This window comes from Kitasatospora sp. NPDC034533 (genome assembly GCF_055575155.1).
In genome coordinates, this window is the sequence record NZ_JBVITE010000025.1 from 45,647 (window position 1) to 60,880 (window position 15,234).

Annotated in this window: 16 protein-coding genes; 7 read left to right on the forward strand and 9 right to left on the reverse strand. The window is 75.9% G+C overall.

The window, feature by feature from the left end:
- Positions 1-50: 50 nt before the first annotated feature.
- The 5 genes from ACZ55U_RS19090 to ACZ55U_RS19110 all read right to left on the reverse strand — a co-directional run bounded on the left by ACZ55U_RS19090 (position 51) and on the right by ACZ55U_RS19110 (position 4,252).
- Complete coding sequence (locus tag ACZ55U_RS19090) at positions 51-443, reverse strand: cell division protein SepF (RefSeq protein ID WP_465527301.1); 393 nt, start codon at positions 441-443, stop codon at positions 51-53.
- 283 nt (positions 444-726) lie between these two features.
- The gene (locus ACZ55U_RS19095; RefSeq protein ID WP_465527302.1) at positions 727-1,242 is read right to left on the reverse strand and encodes a DinB family protein; all 516 of its coding nucleotides are present in this window, start codon (positions 1,240-1,242) and stop codon (positions 727-729) included.
- A gap of 137 nt (positions 1,243-1,379) precedes the next feature.
- Positions 1,380-2,096 (reverse strand): TVP38/TMEM64 family protein, encoded by a 717-nt coding sequence (locus tag ACZ55U_RS19100; protein ID WP_465527303.1) that lies wholly within the window; start codon positions 2,094-2,096, stop codon positions 1,380-1,382.
- Positions 2,097-2,140: 44 nt separating this feature from the next.
- A complete protein-coding gene (locus ACZ55U_RS19105) occupies positions 2,141-2,911 on the reverse strand; it encodes a dienelactone hydrolase family protein (RefSeq protein WP_465527304.1) in 771 nt (256 codons plus the stop codon).
- 129 nt (positions 2,912-3,040) lie between these two features.
- Positions 3,041-4,252 carry an MFS transporter gene (locus ACZ55U_RS19110; protein WP_465527305.1) on the reverse strand — a complete coding sequence of 404 codons (1,212 nt, stop codon included), beginning with the start codon at positions 4,250-4,252 and terminating at the stop codon, positions 3,041-3,043.
- Between the two features lie 116 nt (positions 4,253-4,368).
- Here ACZ55U_RS19110 and ACZ55U_RS19115 point away from each other — a divergent pair, with 116 nt between their 5' ends.
- The 5 genes from ACZ55U_RS19115 to ACZ55U_RS19135 all read left to right on the forward strand — a co-directional run bounded on the left by ACZ55U_RS19115 (position 4,369) and on the right by ACZ55U_RS19135 (position 8,496).
- On the forward strand, positions 4,369-5,556 hold the full coding sequence (locus ACZ55U_RS19115; RefSeq protein WP_465527306.1) for an ROK family transcriptional regulator: 1,188 nt from the start codon (positions 4,369-4,371) through the stop codon (positions 5,554-5,556).
- Positions 5,557-5,657: 101 nt separating this feature from the next.
- Complete coding sequence (locus ACZ55U_RS19120) at positions 5,658-6,074, forward strand: TOBE domain-containing protein (protein WP_465527307.1); 417 nt, start codon at positions 5,658-5,660, stop codon at positions 6,072-6,074.
- Between the two features lie 51 nt (positions 6,075-6,125).
- Positions 6,126-6,566 carry a hypothetical protein gene (locus ACZ55U_RS19125; RefSeq protein ID WP_465527308.1) on the forward strand — a complete coding sequence of 147 codons (441 nt, stop codon included), beginning with the start codon at positions 6,126-6,128 and terminating at the stop codon, positions 6,564-6,566.
- Positions 6,563-7,267, forward strand: a complete 705-nt coding sequence (locus ACZ55U_RS19130; RefSeq protein WP_465527309.1) for a glycerophosphodiester phosphodiesterase — start codon at positions 6,563-6,565, stop codon at positions 7,265-7,267. The genes ACZ55U_RS19125 and ACZ55U_RS19130 overlap by 4 nt, the downstream gene beginning before the upstream one ends.
- 137 nt (positions 7,268-7,404) lie before the next feature.
- Positions 7,405-8,496: an AI-2E family transporter gene (locus tag ACZ55U_RS19135; RefSeq protein ID WP_465527310.1), complete on the forward strand. Its 1,092-nt coding sequence runs from the start codon at positions 7,405-7,407 to the stop codon at positions 8,494-8,496.
- 6 nt (positions 8,497-8,502) lie between these two features.
- Here the strand turns inward: ACZ55U_RS19135 and ACZ55U_RS19140 are convergent, their stop codons facing one another.
- A complete protein-coding gene (locus tag ACZ55U_RS19140; RefSeq protein WP_465527311.1) occupies positions 8,503-9,021 on the reverse strand; it encodes an SMI1/KNR4 family protein in 519 nt (172 codons plus the stop codon).
- Positions 9,022-9,139: 118 nt separating this feature from the next.
- Between ACZ55U_RS19140 and ACZ55U_RS19145 the strand changes: the two genes are divergently transcribed.
- Positions 9,140-10,021, forward strand: coding sequence for a Vgb family protein (locus tag ACZ55U_RS19145; RefSeq protein WP_465527312.1), 882 nt, complete (start codon positions 9,140-9,142; stop codon positions 10,019-10,021).
- Positions 10,022-10,077: 56 nt separating this feature from the next.
- On the opposite strand, the gene ACZ55U_RS19150 is transcribed toward ACZ55U_RS19145, so the two are convergent.
- From ACZ55U_RS19150 to ACZ55U_RS19160, 3 genes are read right to left on the reverse strand one after another with little or no spacing between them, the layout of a single operon-like run.
- Positions 10,078-10,632, reverse strand: a complete 555-nt coding sequence (locus ACZ55U_RS19150) for a GAF domain-containing protein (RefSeq protein WP_465527313.1) — start codon at positions 10,630-10,632, stop codon at positions 10,078-10,080.
- Positions 10,616-11,458: a S8 family peptidase gene (locus ACZ55U_RS19155; protein ID WP_465527314.1), complete on the reverse strand. Its 843-nt coding sequence runs from the start codon at positions 11,456-11,458 to the stop codon at positions 10,616-10,618. Before ACZ55U_RS19155 ends, ACZ55U_RS19150 begins: the two co-directional genes overlap by 17 nt.
- Positions 11,455-14,571 (reverse strand): adenylate/guanylate cyclase domain-containing protein, encoded by a 3,117-nt coding sequence (locus tag ACZ55U_RS19160; protein WP_465527315.1) that lies wholly within the window; start codon positions 14,569-14,571, stop codon positions 11,455-11,457. Before ACZ55U_RS19160 ends, ACZ55U_RS19155 begins: the two co-directional genes overlap by 4 nt.
- 392 nt (positions 14,572-14,963) lie before the next feature.
- Between ACZ55U_RS19160 and ACZ55U_RS19165 the strand changes: the two genes are divergently transcribed.
- The gene (locus tag ACZ55U_RS19165; RefSeq protein WP_465527316.1) at positions 14,964-15,131 is read left to right on the forward strand and encodes a hypothetical protein; all 168 of its coding nucleotides are present in this window, start codon (positions 14,964-14,966) and stop codon (positions 15,129-15,131) included.
- Positions 15,132-15,234 lie beyond the last annotated feature (103 nt).

Below are 15,234 nucleotides of genomic sequence, written 5' to 3' on the forward strand. Positions count from 1 at the left end.
CGTCCCCGGCCGGGGGTGTTCGGGTGCCGCTGCCCGGCAGCGGCGGCGGCTCAGCTCTGGTTGTAGAAGCCGGTGTCGTCCAGCGGGCGGTCGATCACCATGACCTCGACGTCGGCCGGCGTCAGCAGGAAGACCCGCCGGGCGATCCGCTCGATGCCGCCCTGGGTGCCGAAGATCAGCCCGGAGGCGAAGTCGACCATGCGCTTGGCCTCGGCCTCCTCCATCTCGGTCAGGTCCATGACCACCGGGGTGCTCGCCCGGATGTGCTCACCGACCGTCCGTGCCGCCTCGAAGCCCGTCGGCCGCAGGGAGACGATCTTCGCGGGCGCCGGGGAGGACGGAACCGCCTCCTGGTCGACCCACTCGTCGTCGTACACCGCGGCCGGGTAGTGACCCGAGGGCATCAGCCACCCGTTGTGGTGCTCGTCGCGAAGTGCTCCCATGCCGCGCCTCCCTGCCTCGTCCCGTCCTGGTCCCCCGGGGGCGCGTGTCCGTTTTTGACACGTCATCCACTCGTCGGAACTGTCCGAGTATCGCACTGTTCACCGGTCCCGTGCCCGCTCGCGACCCCCGTACGAGTCGTGCCGCGCCGGAAACCCGGGCGGACCCGGGCACTTCCAGCGACGCGACGCGGCGCCGTACGGTTGCGCGCGTTGACCTTATCGGCCGTGCCGGACCGGTAATTGACCGCCTGTCAACAATGCGGAAACGATTTCACCCGGCGCTTCACTCGCCGGTCGCGCCGTCGACCAATTCGCGCAGAAGATCCGCGTGGCCGTTGTGTCGGGCGTACTCCTCGATCATGTGGGCGAGGATCCAGCGCAGGGTCACGGGCCGGCCCCGGCGCGGCTTCTTGCCGACGGTGTCCAGCGGCAGGCCGGCGGCCGCGCGGCGGGCGGCCTCGACCTCGGCGCGCCAGACGGCGAAGTCGGCCGCGACGTCGGCGGTGTCGACGTCGTCGAAGTCGCCGTCCTCGTTCTCCTTCGTCCAGAAGTGCCCCTCGGTGATCTCCCGGCCGAGCAGGACGGACTGGAACCAGTACTGCTCGACCTCGGCCATGTGCCGGACCAGGCCGAGCAGCGAGAGGTTGGACGGCGGGACGGAGCGCAGCTTCAGCTGGTCGTCGGTCAGGCCCTGGCACTTCAGGGCGAGCGTGCTGCGGTGGTAGTCGAGGAAGGCGGTGAGGGTGGTGGCCTCGTCGGCCACCATCGGCGGGTCCACCCGCGGGTTCGGTTCGCTCATGCGCGCCATCCTGGCGGCCGGCGGCGGGGGGCGCGAACGATTTTGCGCCGCCGGTTCGTTCCGCCGTCTTCTCGCCGGTTCGTCCCGCCGATTCCTCCCGCTGGTTCGTCCCGCCGCGCGGGCTCGGGGGAGCGCGGTCAGCCCGCCATCGCCCGGCGGCGGGCCTTGGCCGCCCGCCACAGCCCGACCACGCTGCCCACCCCCAGCAGGGCGATCACCCCGGCCGACAGCAGGAAGGCCGCCGAGTCCGGCCGGCCGGCGCTGGCCGCCGCCGTCACGTACACCAGCGTGTTCGGCACCACGCCGATCGCGGTGGCGAGCACGAAGGGCAGGAAGCGGACGCCGGAGAAGGCCGCCCCGAAGTTGGCCGCCTGGAACGGCATGCCGGGCAGCACCCGCAGCACCAGCACGCTGCGGAAGCCCTTCTCGGTGAACCGCTGGTCCAGCGGGCCGAGCACCTTGCCGCGCAGGTACGGACGCAGCGCGTCGCGGCCCAGGCTCCGGCCGAGCGCGAAGGCCATGGCGGCGCCCAGGGTGCTGCCCAGCACCGCCAGCGCCAGGCCCAGCTGGATGCCGAGCAGCAGTCCGGCCGCCATGTTCAGCGCCAGGCGGGGCAGGAAGGCGAGCGTCCCCACCGCGTAGACCAGGGTGAACAGCGGGCCGAACCAGTACCAGGGCATCCGGTCCGCCAGCCCGCCGTTCAGCAGGTCCGTCGGGCTCCACAGCAGCAGCGAGGAGGCGACCGCCGCGAGCAGCGCCACCAGCAGGGCGAAGCGCCACCACGGGGAGCGCGGCGCGGCGGCGGGTACCGGGGGCGTGGCGGGCGGCGCGGTGGCGGCATCGGGCTCGGACACGGCGCGAAGCCTAGCGGGTGTCCACGGACGATCCGCCCGGGGGTTCAGCTCGCCCGTGCGAGGAACTCCAGCAGGCGCCGCCAGGAGTCGCGGGCGGCGGCGGCGTGCGCGGCCGCCGAGAGTTCGAAGAAGTTGTGCGGTGCGCCCGGATAGGTCACGAACTCGTGGGGGCAGCCGGCCGCGGTGAGCGCCGCGTCGAAGTCCTCGACGGCGGCGGCCGGGATGTGCTCGTCCGCGCCGCCCCAGAAGGCGAGGACCGGGGCGGTCAGCCCGGCGGCGAGCTGGGTGGGCCCCGGGGCTCCGTTGATGGCGTCCGGGTAGCCGTAGTACCCGACCGCGCCGGCCAGGCCGAAGCGCGGCGCGGCGGCGCGGAAGGCCTGCCGGCCGCCGAAGCAGAAACCGAGCGCCACCACCTCGGCGGGCCCGGCGGCGCGCAGCCGGGTCAGTGCGGCGGTGATGTCGGCGTCCAGCCCCTCGGGGGTGAGCGCGAGCAGGTGGGGGAGCAGGTTCGGCAGTTCGCCGAATTCCGCCGGGCGCTTTTCCGGATCGGCGCCGGCGGTGCGTCCGTAATAGTCGAGGACGAGTGCCGGATGGCCCTGTTCGGCGAGCCGGGCGGCGGTCTGCCGGTAGAACGCGGAAAGGCCCTTGTTGTCCGGCAGGACGAGCACGGCGGCGCCGGTGGCGACCTCCGGGCGGGCCAGGAAGGCGCCGAACCCGGTGCCGTCGGCCGAGGTCAGGGTGAGTGGGGCGGCCTCGGCCAGGGGCCACAGGGCGGGGCTGAAGGCGGGCGGCGCGGCGTCCGGGTCGTAGCACACGGGGAATCCCTCTCGCGGAGTACGGAAAACCGCCGGGCGCGCGGCGGCGCCCGGCGGTTCGAGACTCTAGCGGGGAATTCCCTGGTGAATTCACCATCATATCGTGAACGGATCTTTTTCGGAAGGGCTTTACGGTGACGATGTGGTCACGTTCTCGCCGCCGGAATTCCGTTCGGCCAGCCGCAGTGCGCCGGCGCTCAGCAGCAGGGCGCAGGCGAGCGCGGTGACCAGTCCGAAGGAGACGGTCAGCGAGGTGGCCTGGGCGAGGGCGCCGATCACCGCCGGGGCGATCAGGCCGGAGGTGTAGGTGACGGTGGCGACGCCCGCGATGGCCTGGCTGGGGTTGCTGCCGATCCGGCCCGCCGCGGCGAAGGCCAGCGGGACGATGACCGCGATGCCCACGCCGATCAGGGCGAACCCCGGGATGGCCAGGGCGGGGCTGTCGGCGGCGACCACCAGCAGGCCGCCGGCGGTGGCGACGGCGCCGCCGATGCGGGTGGTGCGCACGGCGCCGAGCCGGCGGATCGCCGCGTCCCCGGCCAGCCGGCTGACCGCCATGGTGAGCGAGAAGGCGGTGTACGAGGCGGCGGCGACGGTGGCCGAGGCGCCGGTGACGTCCCGCAGGTAGACGCCACTCCAGTCCATCGAGGCGCCCTCGGCGAAGACCGCGCAGAAGCCGACCAGGCCGATCACCAGCGAGCTGCGCGGCGGCAGCGCGAACCGCGGCGGCTCCTGCGCGTCCTCGTGCGCCCGGATGTCGGGCAGGCCCCGGCAGACGGGCTGGGCGAGGGCGAGCAGGACCAGCGCCGTGACGGCCAGCTGGAGCCGGGCGTCGAGGTCCAGGTGGGCGGCGAGGATGCCGAAGGGGGAGGCCAGCAGGCCGCCCGCGCTCCACATCCCGTGCAGGCCGGACATGATCGAGCGGCCGAGCCGCTCCTCGATCTCCACGCCCTGGGCGTTCATCGCGACATCCGCCATCCCGGCGGAGGCCCCGTACACCAGCAGGGCCGCGCAGAGCGTGAGCAGCGAGGGGGCCAGGGCCGGGAGGGTGAGGGCCAGGCACCAGAGCGAGATCAGCCCGCGCACCGCGGCCCGGCCGCCGTACCGGTGCACGAAGCGGCCGGCCAGCGGCATCGCGAGGGAGGAGCCGATGGCGGGCATGACCAGGGCCAGGCCGAGCCGGCCGGTGGAGAGGTGGAGGTGCTCCTGGATCCACGGGATGCGGGTGACGAAGCTGCCGCTGACGGCGCCGTGCACGCAGAAGACCAGGGCGATGCTCGCCCGGGCCCGGCGCGGTGCGGTCAGCGCCTGCGGTGGTGGTGGTGCGGTGGTCCCGCTCATGGGTGTTCCCTCCCGGTCGCGCGACGAGGGGCGCGACAGTGCCCTTGACGGCCGATAAATTATCAGGAAGGGACCCTGATAGAAACACTCCGGCAGGACTGGAAGGATGACCGGCCATGACCACCGCGCGTACGGCCACGCCGAGCACCGCCCGGGCGATCAACGACCGGCTGGCGCTCAACCTCCTGCTCGAACAGGGCCCCCTGACCGCGACCGAGCTGCGCGACCTCACCGGCCTGTCCCGGCCGACCGTCGCCGACCTGCTCGAACGCCTCCAGCGCACCGGCCTGGTGGCCGTCGTCGGCGAGCGCGGCGAACAGCGGCGCGGCCCCAACGCCCGGCTCTACGCGCTGGTCGCCTCCCGGGCCCACCTGGCCGCCTTGGACGTCCGCTCCGGCGGCGTGAGCCTGGTCGTCGCCGACCTGGTCGGGCGCAGCCTCGCCACCGCCGAGGTCCCGGTCGAGGGAGAGGGCGGGCCGGACACCGCCGGAGCGATCGTCGCGACCCTGCGGGAGACCGCGCGCGGCGCCGGCGTCGAGCGGCTGCACACCGTCGCGGTCGGCGCCCCCGGACTGGTCGACCCGGCCACCGGACGCCTCCAGAGCACCGGCCAGCTCCCCGCCTGGCACACCGAACTCCTCGCCGCACTGCGGGAGGGGCTGCCCGGTGTCGAGGTGATCGTGGAGAACGAGGTCAACCTGGCCGGCCGGGCCGAGTACCGGCTCGGTGCCGCGCGCGACCGCGACACCTTCGTGCTGCTCTGGCTGGGCCACAGCGTCGGCGCCGCCGTGATCCTGGACGGGCGGCTGCGCCGGGGCTTCTCCGGCGGCACCGGCGAGATCTGCTTCCTGCCCGTCCCGGGCACCGCCGGCCTGCCGAGCGCCGACAGCTGCGAGGGCGGCTTCCACGGCCTGGTCGGCAGCGCCGCGATCTGCGCGCTGGCCCGCGCCCACGGACTGCCCGCCGGCCCGGCCGGGGACGCCGCCGCCGCCGAGGCCGTCGTCCGGGCGGCGCCGGCGGGCGGCGAGGCGGGCGAATCGTTCCTGGACGAGCTGGCCGAGCGGATCGCGATCGGCGCGGCCGGCGTCTGCGTGGTGCTGGACCCGGGCTGCGTGGTGCTCGGCGGCGAGATCGGCCGGGCCGGCGGGCCGGACCTGGCCGCCCGGGTCGAACGGCGGCTGGCCCGGCTCTCCCCGCTGAGCACCGAGGTGCGGGCCGGCACGGCGGGCGGCGGCGCGGTGCTCGCCGGCGCGGTGCTGACCGCGGGGGACGCGGTGCGGCGGGACCTGTTCGGCGAGCCGTGAGGCCTGTCCGGCGGCCCTCGCGTGATCACCCGCGCCGCGGTACGGCAGGATGGCGCGGGGGCGTCCGCCCCCGGACCACGAACCACCGTCAGGAGACGCCCATGGGCCAGCCCGAGGTGCCGGCCAACCCGTACCGCATCGGCGAGGCCGCGGCGCTGCTCGGCGTCAGCGCCGACACCATGCGGCGCTGGGTGGACGCCGGGCGGGTCGCCGCCGCGCGGGACGAGCACGGGCACCGGATCATCCCCGGCGCCGAGCTGGCCGCCTTCGCCCGGGAGCTGGCCCGGCCGGAGACCGCCGAGGCGGAGGGACGGCCGTCCTCGGCGCGCAACCGCTTCCCGGGGATCGTCACCGACGTGGTGCTCGGCGACGTGGCCGCGCAGGTGGAGATCCAGGCCGGGCCGTTCCGGGTGGTGTCGCTGATCAGCCGGGAGTCGGCAGAGGAGCTGAACCTCGTCCCCGGCGCACCCGCCACGGCGGTCATCAAGTCCACCAACGTGATGGTCGAACGACGCTGAAGCCCCCCCGGGGCGCCCACCACCACTCCCGGAAGCGAACGAGAGAGCCGGATGAAACCCCCGCACCTGCCGACCACCCAGAGCGCCGTGTTCGCGATCGAGGCCGTCGCCCGGCGGCACGGCCGCACCGTCCGCGCCCAGCACGACATCGGCTCCGACCGGACCTTCGCCGGGCTGGTCGGCGCGGGAGACCCGGAACGCGACGGCATCCCGCACGAGGCGCTGCTGGAGTTCGACGGCCGCCCCGCCGTCACCGTCCGGCTCTTCACCCACGACGAGGTCACCGTGACCGTCGAGGGCATCGCCTTCGACGTCGACCGCGACCGCGTCCCCGGCTTCCTGAACGCCGTCTGGTCCGACCTGGTGCACGTCAAGGCCCGCGCCTTCCCGCCGTCCACCACGCTGATCGTCACCGTCCCCGGGGAGCCGAGCTACCGCGAGAGCGTCGGCGTCCACGACCTCACCCCCTGGCTCGCCGGAAGGATCCGATGAACGCCGCCGCCAAGCCGCTCGCCGTCGCCCACCGCGGCGACCCGTACCGCCACCGCGAGAACACCCTGCCCTCCGTCGAGTCCGCGCTCGCCGCCGGCGCCGACGCCGTCGAGGTGGACGTCCAGCTCACCCGCGACCGGGTGCCCGTCCTGCTGCACGACCGGACGCTGGAACGGCTCTGGGGCGACCGGCGGGCGATCGACCGGGTCACCACGGAGCAGCTGGCGCAGCTGCGGCAGGGCCGGCTCGCCGTCCCCACGCTGGCCGAGGCGATCGAGGCGGTGGCCGCCGTCGACGGCCGCCGGCTGCTGATCGACCTGGACGACGCCGTACCGGTGGCCGCCACCTGGTCGGTGGTCACCGAGCTCGGCGCCGAACGGTCGGTCGCCTTCTGCGGCTCCGCCACCGCCATGCTCGCGGTGCGCGAGCTGGCCCCCGACGCCGAGATCGCGCTCACCTGGAAGCAGCCCCGGATGCCGGTGCGCGCCCTGCTGGACGACCTGCGCCCGCGCTACCTCAACCCGCCGTTCGGCCTGGTCACCCCGGAGTTCGCCGCCGCCGCGGCGGACCACGGGCTCGCGGTCTCCACCTGGACCGCCGACCTGCGCCGCACCATGCGCCGGCTGCGCGCCGCCGGGGTCTCCTCCATCACCTCCAACCGGATCTCCGTGCTGCGCTCGGTGCTGGACGGCCGCCGCTGAGCCGAGCCGGCGGCGGGGGCGGGGCGGGCCCGGGTAGCTCGTTCGGGTGCCCACGGCCGATCCGCCGCGCGGCCCGCCGGAACCTCTGCTGAGCTGGGGCGGTCCGGAATCGTCGACGACCCCCGGCGGAGGTGGCCGTGCCCGTGGAGCCCTCGCCCGGCGAACAGCGGCCGGCCGACCACCGCAGGCCGTACCTGATGCTGCCGCCCGCGCTGCGGCAGGCGGCGGCCTGGTCGGTGGCGGTGATCCTGCTGCTCGCCGTGGCCTCGCTGGTGGTCTTCGCGCTGGTCGAACTGCGAGCGGCCACCGTGCCGTTCGTCCTGGCGCTGCTGGGCGCCTCGCTGCTCTACCCGGTGGTGCCCTGGCTGGTGCGCCGGGGCGTCGGGCGGGGCCTGGCCGCCGGGCTCACCTGCACGGTGCTGGTCGCGGCCGTCGGCGGGGTGATCGCGCTGCTGATCAACTCGCTGGTGCACAGCGCCCCGCAGATCGCCTCCTCGCTCCAGGAGGCCGGCGAGCGGCTGGCGGACTGGCTGGGCCCGCTCGGGGCGAAGATCCAGCACGCGCTGAGCAACGCCAAGGGGGAGACCAACTCGCTGGTCTCCACCCTCACCAACGGCGTGCTCTCCGGGCTCGGCCTGCTCACCCAGCTGATCACCGGCGGGGTGCTGGCGCTCGCCCTGGTGTTCTTCTTCCTCCGGGACGGCCACCGCACCGGCGACGCCATCCGCGGCTACCTGCCCGAGCGCAGCGCGGCCACGGTGATCGCCTGCGCCGAGCGGGCCTTCGACGCGATGGCCGGGTTCATGCGCGGCACCACGCTGATCGCCCTGATCGACGCGGGCTTCATCACCATCGGCCTGGTCGCCCTCGGCGTGCCGGGCGCCCCGGGGCTGGGCGCGCTGGTCTTCATCGGCGCGTACATCCCGTTCGTCGGGGCCTTCCTGTCCGGCACCGTGGCGGTGCTGGTGGCCCTCGCGGACGGCGGTCTCGGCACGGCGCTGTGGGCGCTCGGGGTGGTGCTGACGGTGCAGATGATCGAGGGCAACATCCTCCAGCCGGTGATCCAGAGCCGCACGGTGGAGCTGCACCCGGCCACCATCATGGTCGCCGTGGTGGCCGGGGCGGGGATCGCCGGGATCATCGGCGCCCTGCTGGCCGTCCCGGTCTGCGCGGCCGGGATGGGCGTGGTCTCGGTCCTCAGGGGCGACCCGGACCGGGCGGCGCGGTAGGCGGGGTCAGCAGTCCGCGCAGTCCACCTGCCCCGGTGGCGACGGAAGGGCGCGGTTGCCCCGCAGCCAGTCGGTCAGCCACTCGGCCAGGGTGAAGCGCTCGGGGAACCACCGGTGCCGTGGGCAGCGGAGCGGCTCCCAGCCCCACATCCGGCCCTCCGCGCTGCGGAGGTCGATGAACCACCAGACCGCGCAGCCGAGCGTCGCGAGGGGGACCACGTGGCGGGGAGCGCCGTGCTCGTGCGGCGCCTGCGACCAACGCCGGTGGACGAGGACGAGGGACTCCTCGTCGCTGAACCAGTCGCCGGTGTCGGTGAGGGACAGCACGCCGTACCCCGCTCCGAATCCGCCGTCGGCGACTTCGCGGTAGAGCCTGCGGAGCAGTGCCGGCATCGGTCCGCCCAGCTCCGCCTCGAAGTCGTCGACCGCCTCGGCGGGCGCGGGTGGGGGCAGGCCGTGCGCGGCGGCGAAGGCGCGGACCGCGACGAGGACCTCGCCGTCGGTCAGGGCGGGTGGCTCGGTCATGGGCGGCATCGTAGGGCGGGCCGCCGACAGGACTCCGAATGCGGTTGCCGGCGGCGAGACGGGATGCGAGGATCGCTAATGCGACGAGGGTCGCATTAGTGATCTGGAGGGGTCGCCCATGGAACTGATCGACGTCGCCGAGGCCGGTGCCGGGCCGTACGGGGTGGCCGTGGGGCCCGATGGGGGTGTCTGGTTCACGCTGGTGCACGGCGGGGAGATCGGGCGGCTGGCTCCCGGCGGGGCGGTGGAGCGGTTCGGGCTCGGGGCGCCCGAGTGCGGGCCGGCGGTGATCGCGGCTGGGCCGGACGGGGCGATGTGGTTCAGCCGGATGCGGGACCACCGGATCGGGCGGATCGCCCCGGACGGGACGGCCACGTCCTTCGCGCTGCCGACGGAGAAGGCCGGGCCGTACGGGCTCGCCGCCGGCCCGGACGGGGCGCTCTGGTTCACCGAGCCGAACCTGGACCGGGTCGGGCGCATCACCGTGGACGGCGGGGTGACGGAGCACCCGCTGCCGCTCCGGGGGGCCTTCCCCTCGCTGATCACCACGGGCCCGGACGGGGCGCTGTGGTGCACGCTCAACCAGGCGGACGCGGTGGCGAAGGTCGGCACGGACGGCGCGGTGACCGTCCACCGGCTGCCCACCGAGGGCACCGCGCCGGTCGGGATCACCGCCGGGGCCGACGGCGCGCTCTGGTACGTCGGCATCGGCGGCGGGCTGGTCGGGCGGATCACCGTGGACGGCGAGGTGACGGAGCACCCGCTGGCCGACCGGGCGGCCAAGCCGCACGCCGTCGCGGCCGGGCCGGACGGCCGGCTCTGGTTCACCGAGTGGGGCGCGGGGCGGATCGGCGTGCTCACCCCGGGCGGGCGCCTCGACGGCTACCCGCTGCCGGGCGCGGGCGCCGAGCCGCACGGCATCGCCGTGGCCCCGGACGGCACCGTGTACGCGGCCCTGGAGCGCGGGCAGCTCGCCCGCCTGGACGCCCGGGACCAGTGAAGCCAGGACCGATCCGGGGCTGCTGACCCGCCGCCGCCCGGCCACCGCGCCCGGGACTACTGACGGCGCAGCAGCTCCTCCAGGTCGGCCAGCAGGCCGAGTGCGGCGGCCCGGTCCGGGACCGGCTCCGGGGCGGGCGAGCGGTCGGCGACCACCCGCAGGGCGGCGGCGGCCTGCCGGGCGAACATCGCCAGCAGATCCAGCTCGGGCAGGCCGGCGCGGGCCAGGGGGGCCGGGTCCAGCACCTCCAGGACGCCGAGCACCCGGCTGCCGTGGGTGAGCGGGGCGGCCATCAGGGCGTTCGGGACGTACGCGGTGGACTCGGCGAACTCCCGGTCGAAGGTGCGGTCGGCGCCCAGGTCGTCCACCACCATCGGCTCGCCCGAGGCGGCCACCCAGCCCGCGATGCCCCGGCCGGCCGGGAAGCGGCGGCCCACCAGCGACTCCTCGCCCCGCCCGGAGACGGCCTGGAAGACCAGCTCCCCGGCCGCCTCGTCCAGCAGGCACACCGAGCCGGCCTGGGCGCCGAAGATCGCCCGGGCGACGTCCACCACGGACTGGAGCAGCTCGCGGGCCAGCGGGTCGACGGCGGGGTCAGTGCTGAGGGTCATCGGGCGCCTCCGGGGCGGGGGTGGAAGGGACCTGGACGTTGGCCGCGGTGAGGTAGAGCGCGCTCTTCAGCTGGAAGACGGTCAGCCTGGGCCGCCGGGACAGGATGCGGGCGCAGAGCCCGGCGACGTACGGGGTCGCGAAGCTGTTGCCGGTGGTGCGGATGCTGGCGCCGCCGAGCCAGGGCACCCGGACGTTGCGGCCGGGGGCGAAGAACTCGACCGGCGGCGCCGGGTTGTACAGGTGCAGCCGCTGGTCGTCCTCCTGGTGGCTGCCCACCGAGATGACCGAGGAGAACCGCCACGGGTAGCTCTCCACCGGGGTGTTGTGGGCGGAGGCGACGATCGCGGTGCGGGCGAAGAAGGCGTCGTCGGCGATCGCGTGCAGCTGCTCCAGGAAGCGGGTCCGGGTGGTGGAGAGGCTGAGGTTGACCACGTCGAAGCCCTGCCCGACGGCCCAGCGCAGGCCGGCGATCAGCATGTCGCCGGTGCCGGTGAAGCGTTCGCCGAGGACCCGGACGCTGTACAGCTCGCAGTCCGGGGCGGTGCGGCGGATGATGCCCGCGCAGGCGGTGCCGTGCCCGCAGGTGTCGCCGGAGGTGTCGGGGCGGACGGTCAGCTCCCGGGTGTCCGGGTCCTTGACCACCGCCCAGGAGCCCTGCACCGGCCCGACCAGCGGGTGGTCGGGCTCGACCCCGGAGTCGACCACGCAGACCCGGACGCCCCTGCCGGTGCCCTCGTCGTCGGGCGCGACGGCGTCGGCGAGCACCGGGAGGTCGTCGGGGGTGCGGTCGCGCAGGCTCCAGGTGAGTCCGGCCGGGCCGCTCACCGGGTGCCCCCGAGCCGCTCGGCCCGGCGCGCGCCCGGCAGGTGGCCCTTGGCGGCGAAGCGGTCCCGGGCGGTGCCGGCGGCGGCCGCGGCCTCGGCGGGGCGGCCGAGCAGCAGCAGGGCGTGCGCGCGGTCGAGCGCGGTCAGCGCCTGGAGCAGCAGGGACTCGGTGGCCTCGGCGCCGGCCAGGGCGGCGGCGGTCAGGTCCAGCGCCGGGGCGGCCTCGCCGCGGGCGGCGGCGAGCCGGCCGCGCAGCGCCTCCAGCTCGATCGCGAGCACCGGCGGGAGCGCGGCGACGGCGTCCGCGCCGTCCAGGTGGCGGGCGGCCTGGGCCGGGCGGTCGGTGTCCAGCAGGACCCGGGCGGTGGTCAGCGCCAGGCGGGGCAGCGGGGCGACGGCGCCCTGGTGGCGGGCGATCTCGGCGGCGTCGGCGAGCAGGTCCAGCGCCTGGCCGCTCCGTCCGAGGGCGGCCGCCGCCTGGGCGGTCAGCGCGGGCAGCGCGACCATGGCCTCGGCCAGCGACAGCTCCCCGGCCAGGCCGTTGGCCTCGGCGAGCAGCAGCTCCGCCTCCTCGGGGCGGTCGCGCAGCGCCAGCAGCACGGCCAGCGGGCCGTTCAGCGCCACCCGGGCGGCCCGTCGGCCGGTGCCGTGCTCGGCGAGCAGGGCGCGCAGCCGGAAGGTGGCGTTCGGGACGGGCTCGGGGCCGGCCAGCAGCGAGGCGGCGATCGCGGCCAGCACGGCGGCCCGGTCCAGTTCCGCGTCGGTGCGCGAGACCTGGCCGAGCGCCTGGTCGAGCAGCTGCTCGGCCTCGGTGTGCCGGCCGGCCAGCAGGTGCTCCTCGGCCAGCCGCAGCCGGGCCCGGGCCTGGCCGAGGTCGTCCCCGGCGTCGGTGAACAGCGGCAGCACGGCGCGGGCGGTCGCGGCGGGCTGGTCCTGGCCGGGCGGCAGGCCGCGGGCGGCCAGCGCGAGCCGGGCGTGCGCGGCGTCCAGCGGGTCGGCGGCCGCGTCCCGCACCTGGGCGAGGACGGGCAGCGCCTCCTCGGCGCGGCCGAGGGCCAGCCGGGCCTCGCCGAGGCGGCGCAGCGCGGGGCCGGCGGCCCGCTCGCCCGGGTAGTGCAGCCGGACGGCCCGCTCCAGCAGGTCGGTGGCGGCGGGCAGGTCGGTGCGGGCCAGCGCGTCGGCCCCGGCGGCGCCGAGGGCGGCGGCCGCGCGGGTGCGCAGCACGTCGGTGCGGGTGTCCAGCAGGCCGAGTTCGAGCCGGTAGCGGTGGGCGTGCTCCAGGTGGCCGCCGACGGCGGCCGGTCCGGTGGTGCGGACGGCCGGCAGGTCGGCGGCGCGCTCGTGGCGCTCGGCGCGGGCCCGCTTGGACATCGACTGGTAGACCGACTCCTGGACCAGGCCGCTGCTGAACCGGTGGCCGAGGCCGGCCGGTTCGATCAGCCGCAGCTCGGCCAGCCGGGTCAGCGCGGCGTGCAGCCGCGGCGGGGTGTCGTCGCCCGCGGCCGGCGGGCCGGCCGGCAGACCGTCGAGCGGGCCGGTGAAGACGTCGTCCTCCGGGTCCGCGAAGGCGTCCTGGTCGGCGCCGCCGTGGGCGAGTTGGGCGAGTTCCGCGGCGGTGAAGACGCGGCCGAGGACGGCCGCCAGGTCGAGGGTGGCGCGCTCGTCGCGCTCCAGCCCGTCGATCCGGGCGCTGAGCAACGCCCTTCCGGTGGGCGGCAGTTCGTCGGTCAGGGCGGGGCCGTCGGCCTCGGTGAGGGCGGCCAGCAGCTCCTCCAGGTGCAGCGGGTTGCCTTCGGCGCGCTCCAGCAGCCGGGTGGGCACCGTGTCCTGGTGGGCGCTCAGCTCGGTCAACTGGGCGGCGAGCAGGGCTGATTCGTCCCAGGACAGGCTGCCGACCGGCAGCGTCGGGAGCTTCGGCCGGGCGGCCGGGAGTTCGGGCCGGGTCAGGCAGAGCAGCAGGACGGGGGCCGCGCCGAGTTCGGCCGTCAGCCGCTCGGCGGCGTCCAGCAGCGCCGGGCCGGCCCACTGGCAGTCGTCCAGCACGAGGACGGCCGGGCGCTCGACGGTGCGGCCGCGCAGGATCGCGGCCAGCAGCTCCAGCGAGCGGCGGGCGTCCAGCCCCGGCGCCGTCGCCTCGGCCAGCCGGGCCAGGGCCTCGGCGGGGGCGGCGCCCTCGGGCTCGTCCAGCAGGGTGCGGACCGCCTCGGCGAGCGGCGCGAGGAGGCCCTGCTCCCCGAAGCTGCGGCAGCGGGCGGTGCCGCAGCGGGCGGTGCGGCGGCCGACCCGCTCGCGCCACTCGCGCACCAGCCGGGTCTTGCCGATGCCCGCCTCGCCGGCCACCAGCAGCAGTTCGGCCCCCTGGCCGCCCGCCACCCGGGCCAACGCCGCGTCCAAGTGGCCGAGTTCGCGCTCCCGGCCGACCAGCGGGACGTCGAAGCGGCGCAGCAGTTCCGGGTCGTCCTCGTCCAGGCCGACCAGGCGGTAGGCGATGACAGGCTCGGCCTTGCCCTTGAGCCGCAGCGGGCCGACCTCGTCCACCTGGGCGGCCGGGCCGGCCGCGCGCAGCGTCTGCGCGCCGATCAGCACCTGCCCGGGCTCGGCCCGGGTCTGGAGCCGGGCGGCGATGTTCACGGTCTCGCCGGAGATCAGGGCCTGGCGTGCCGAGGCGTCCGAACCGGCCACCACCTGGCCGGTGTTGACGCCGATCCGGACGTCGAGGCGGACTCCGAGGGTGGCGTCCAGCTCGGTGTTGAGGTCCTCCAGGTCCTCCAGCATGGCGAGCGCGGCGGCCAGTGCCCGGTGGGCGTCGTCCTCGCGGATCACCGGAACGCCGAAGACGGCCATCACCGCGTCCCCGATGAACTTCTCCAGGGTGCCGCCGTGCGCCTCGATCCGGCGGTGCATCCGCTCGAAGTAGCGCAGGACCACCTCGCGCAGGGTCTCCGGGTCGAGCGCGCCGGACAGGGCGGTGGAGTCGACCAGGTCGCAGAAGACCACGGTGACCAGCTTGCGCTCCTCGGCGGCCAGGTCGAGCGCGGCGGACCGGGAGGTGCCGCAGGCGGGGCAGAACTGGTCGTTGGTGGCGACGAGTTGCGCGCAGTGTGGGCAGGGCATGGTGGCCGTCCTTCGGTCGTCCTTCGCGGTGCCGGGCGGAGCGGTTGCCCGGGGCCTGTGCGGTGGTGCGGGGCCGGTGCGGTGGTGTGCCTGCGTCGTGGTGCGGTGGTGCGGGGGCGCGGGCGTCCCGGGCCAGGGTCGCGGGCCCGGCTTCGGGCCCGGTTCGGGAACGCCTGGCGAACGGTATGGCCGCAGGCGGGGCGGGGTGCGCGGGCCTTCCCCCCGTCCCGTGCGGGGGCCGGACGGGCCGGTGGAGCGGCGCCGGCCTGCGGCCATACCGGTTCCCAACCGGCCCCGAAGCCGGGTACAGCCGGCCCCGCCCAACCTGGTGTCCAACGGCGGGCAGCCGCTCGCCGGAACCGTGACCACCCCATGCGGGAAGGAGTTCGACCATGGCCGAGAACATGGAGCAGCAGAACGGCGAGGAGACCCCCGAGGTCGAGGCGCACGCCGCCAACGTCCTGGACCTCCAGGGCCTGAAGGTCCTGAGCGACGCCTCCGACGGCAGCTGCTTCAGCCTGATCAGCTACGTCAGCGGCGCCGAGACCGTCGCCGAGTGACCTGAGCCCGGACATCCGGCCGTGCGCCGGGGCAGTGGCACCACCGCCCCGGCCGCCCGGTCGCCGCAAGGCTTCCGGGGCGGTCCCGTCGAAGGACGGGGCC

Excerpts from the sequence above, each read along its gene's own strand:
- ACZ55U_RS19090 (WP_465527301.1), bottom strand. The coding sequence starts at position 443 with ATGGGAGCACTTCGCGACGAGCACCACAACGGGTGGCTGATGCCCTCG.
- ACZ55U_RS19095 (WP_465527302.1), bottom strand. The coding sequence starts at position 1,242 with ATGAGCGAACCGAACCCGCGGGTGGACCCGCCGATGGTGGCCGACGAG.
- ACZ55U_RS19110 (WP_465527305.1), bottom strand. The coding sequence starts at position 4,252 with ATGAGCGGGACCACCGCACCACCACCACCGCAGGCGCTGACCGCACCG.
- ACZ55U_RS19115 (WP_465527306.1), top strand. The coding sequence starts at position 4,369 with ATGACCACCGCGCGTACGGCCACGCCGAGCACCGCCCGGGCGATCAAC.
- ACZ55U_RS19120 (WP_465527307.1), top strand. The coding sequence starts at position 5,658 with ATGGGCCAGCCCGAGGTGCCGGCCAACCCGTACCGCATCGGCGAGGCC.
- ACZ55U_RS19125 (WP_465527308.1), top strand. The coding sequence starts at position 6,126 with ATGAAACCCCCGCACCTGCCGACCACCCAGAGCGCCGTGTTCGCGATC.
- ACZ55U_RS19130 (WP_465527309.1), top strand. The coding sequence starts at position 6,563 with ATGAACGCCGCCGCCAAGCCGCTCGCCGTCGCCCACCGCGGCGACCCG.
- ACZ55U_RS19140 (WP_465527311.1), bottom strand. The coding sequence starts at position 9,021 with ATGACCGAGCCACCCGCCCTGACCGACGGCGAGGTCCTCGTCGCGGTC.
- ACZ55U_RS19145 (WP_465527312.1), top strand. The coding sequence starts at position 9,140 with ATGGAACTGATCGACGTCGCCGAGGCCGGTGCCGGGCCGTACGGGGTG.
- ACZ55U_RS19150 (WP_465527313.1), bottom strand. The coding sequence starts at position 10,632 with ATGACCCTCAGCACTGACCCCGCCGTCGACCCGCTGGCCCGCGAGCTG.
- ACZ55U_RS19160 (WP_465527315.1), bottom strand. The coding sequence starts at position 14,571 with ATGCCCTGCCCACACTGCGCGCAACTCGTCGCCACCAACGACCAGTTC.
- ACZ55U_RS19165 (WP_465527316.1), top strand. The coding sequence starts at position 14,964 with ATGGCCGAGAACATGGAGCAGCAGAACGGCGAGGAGACCCCCGAGGTC.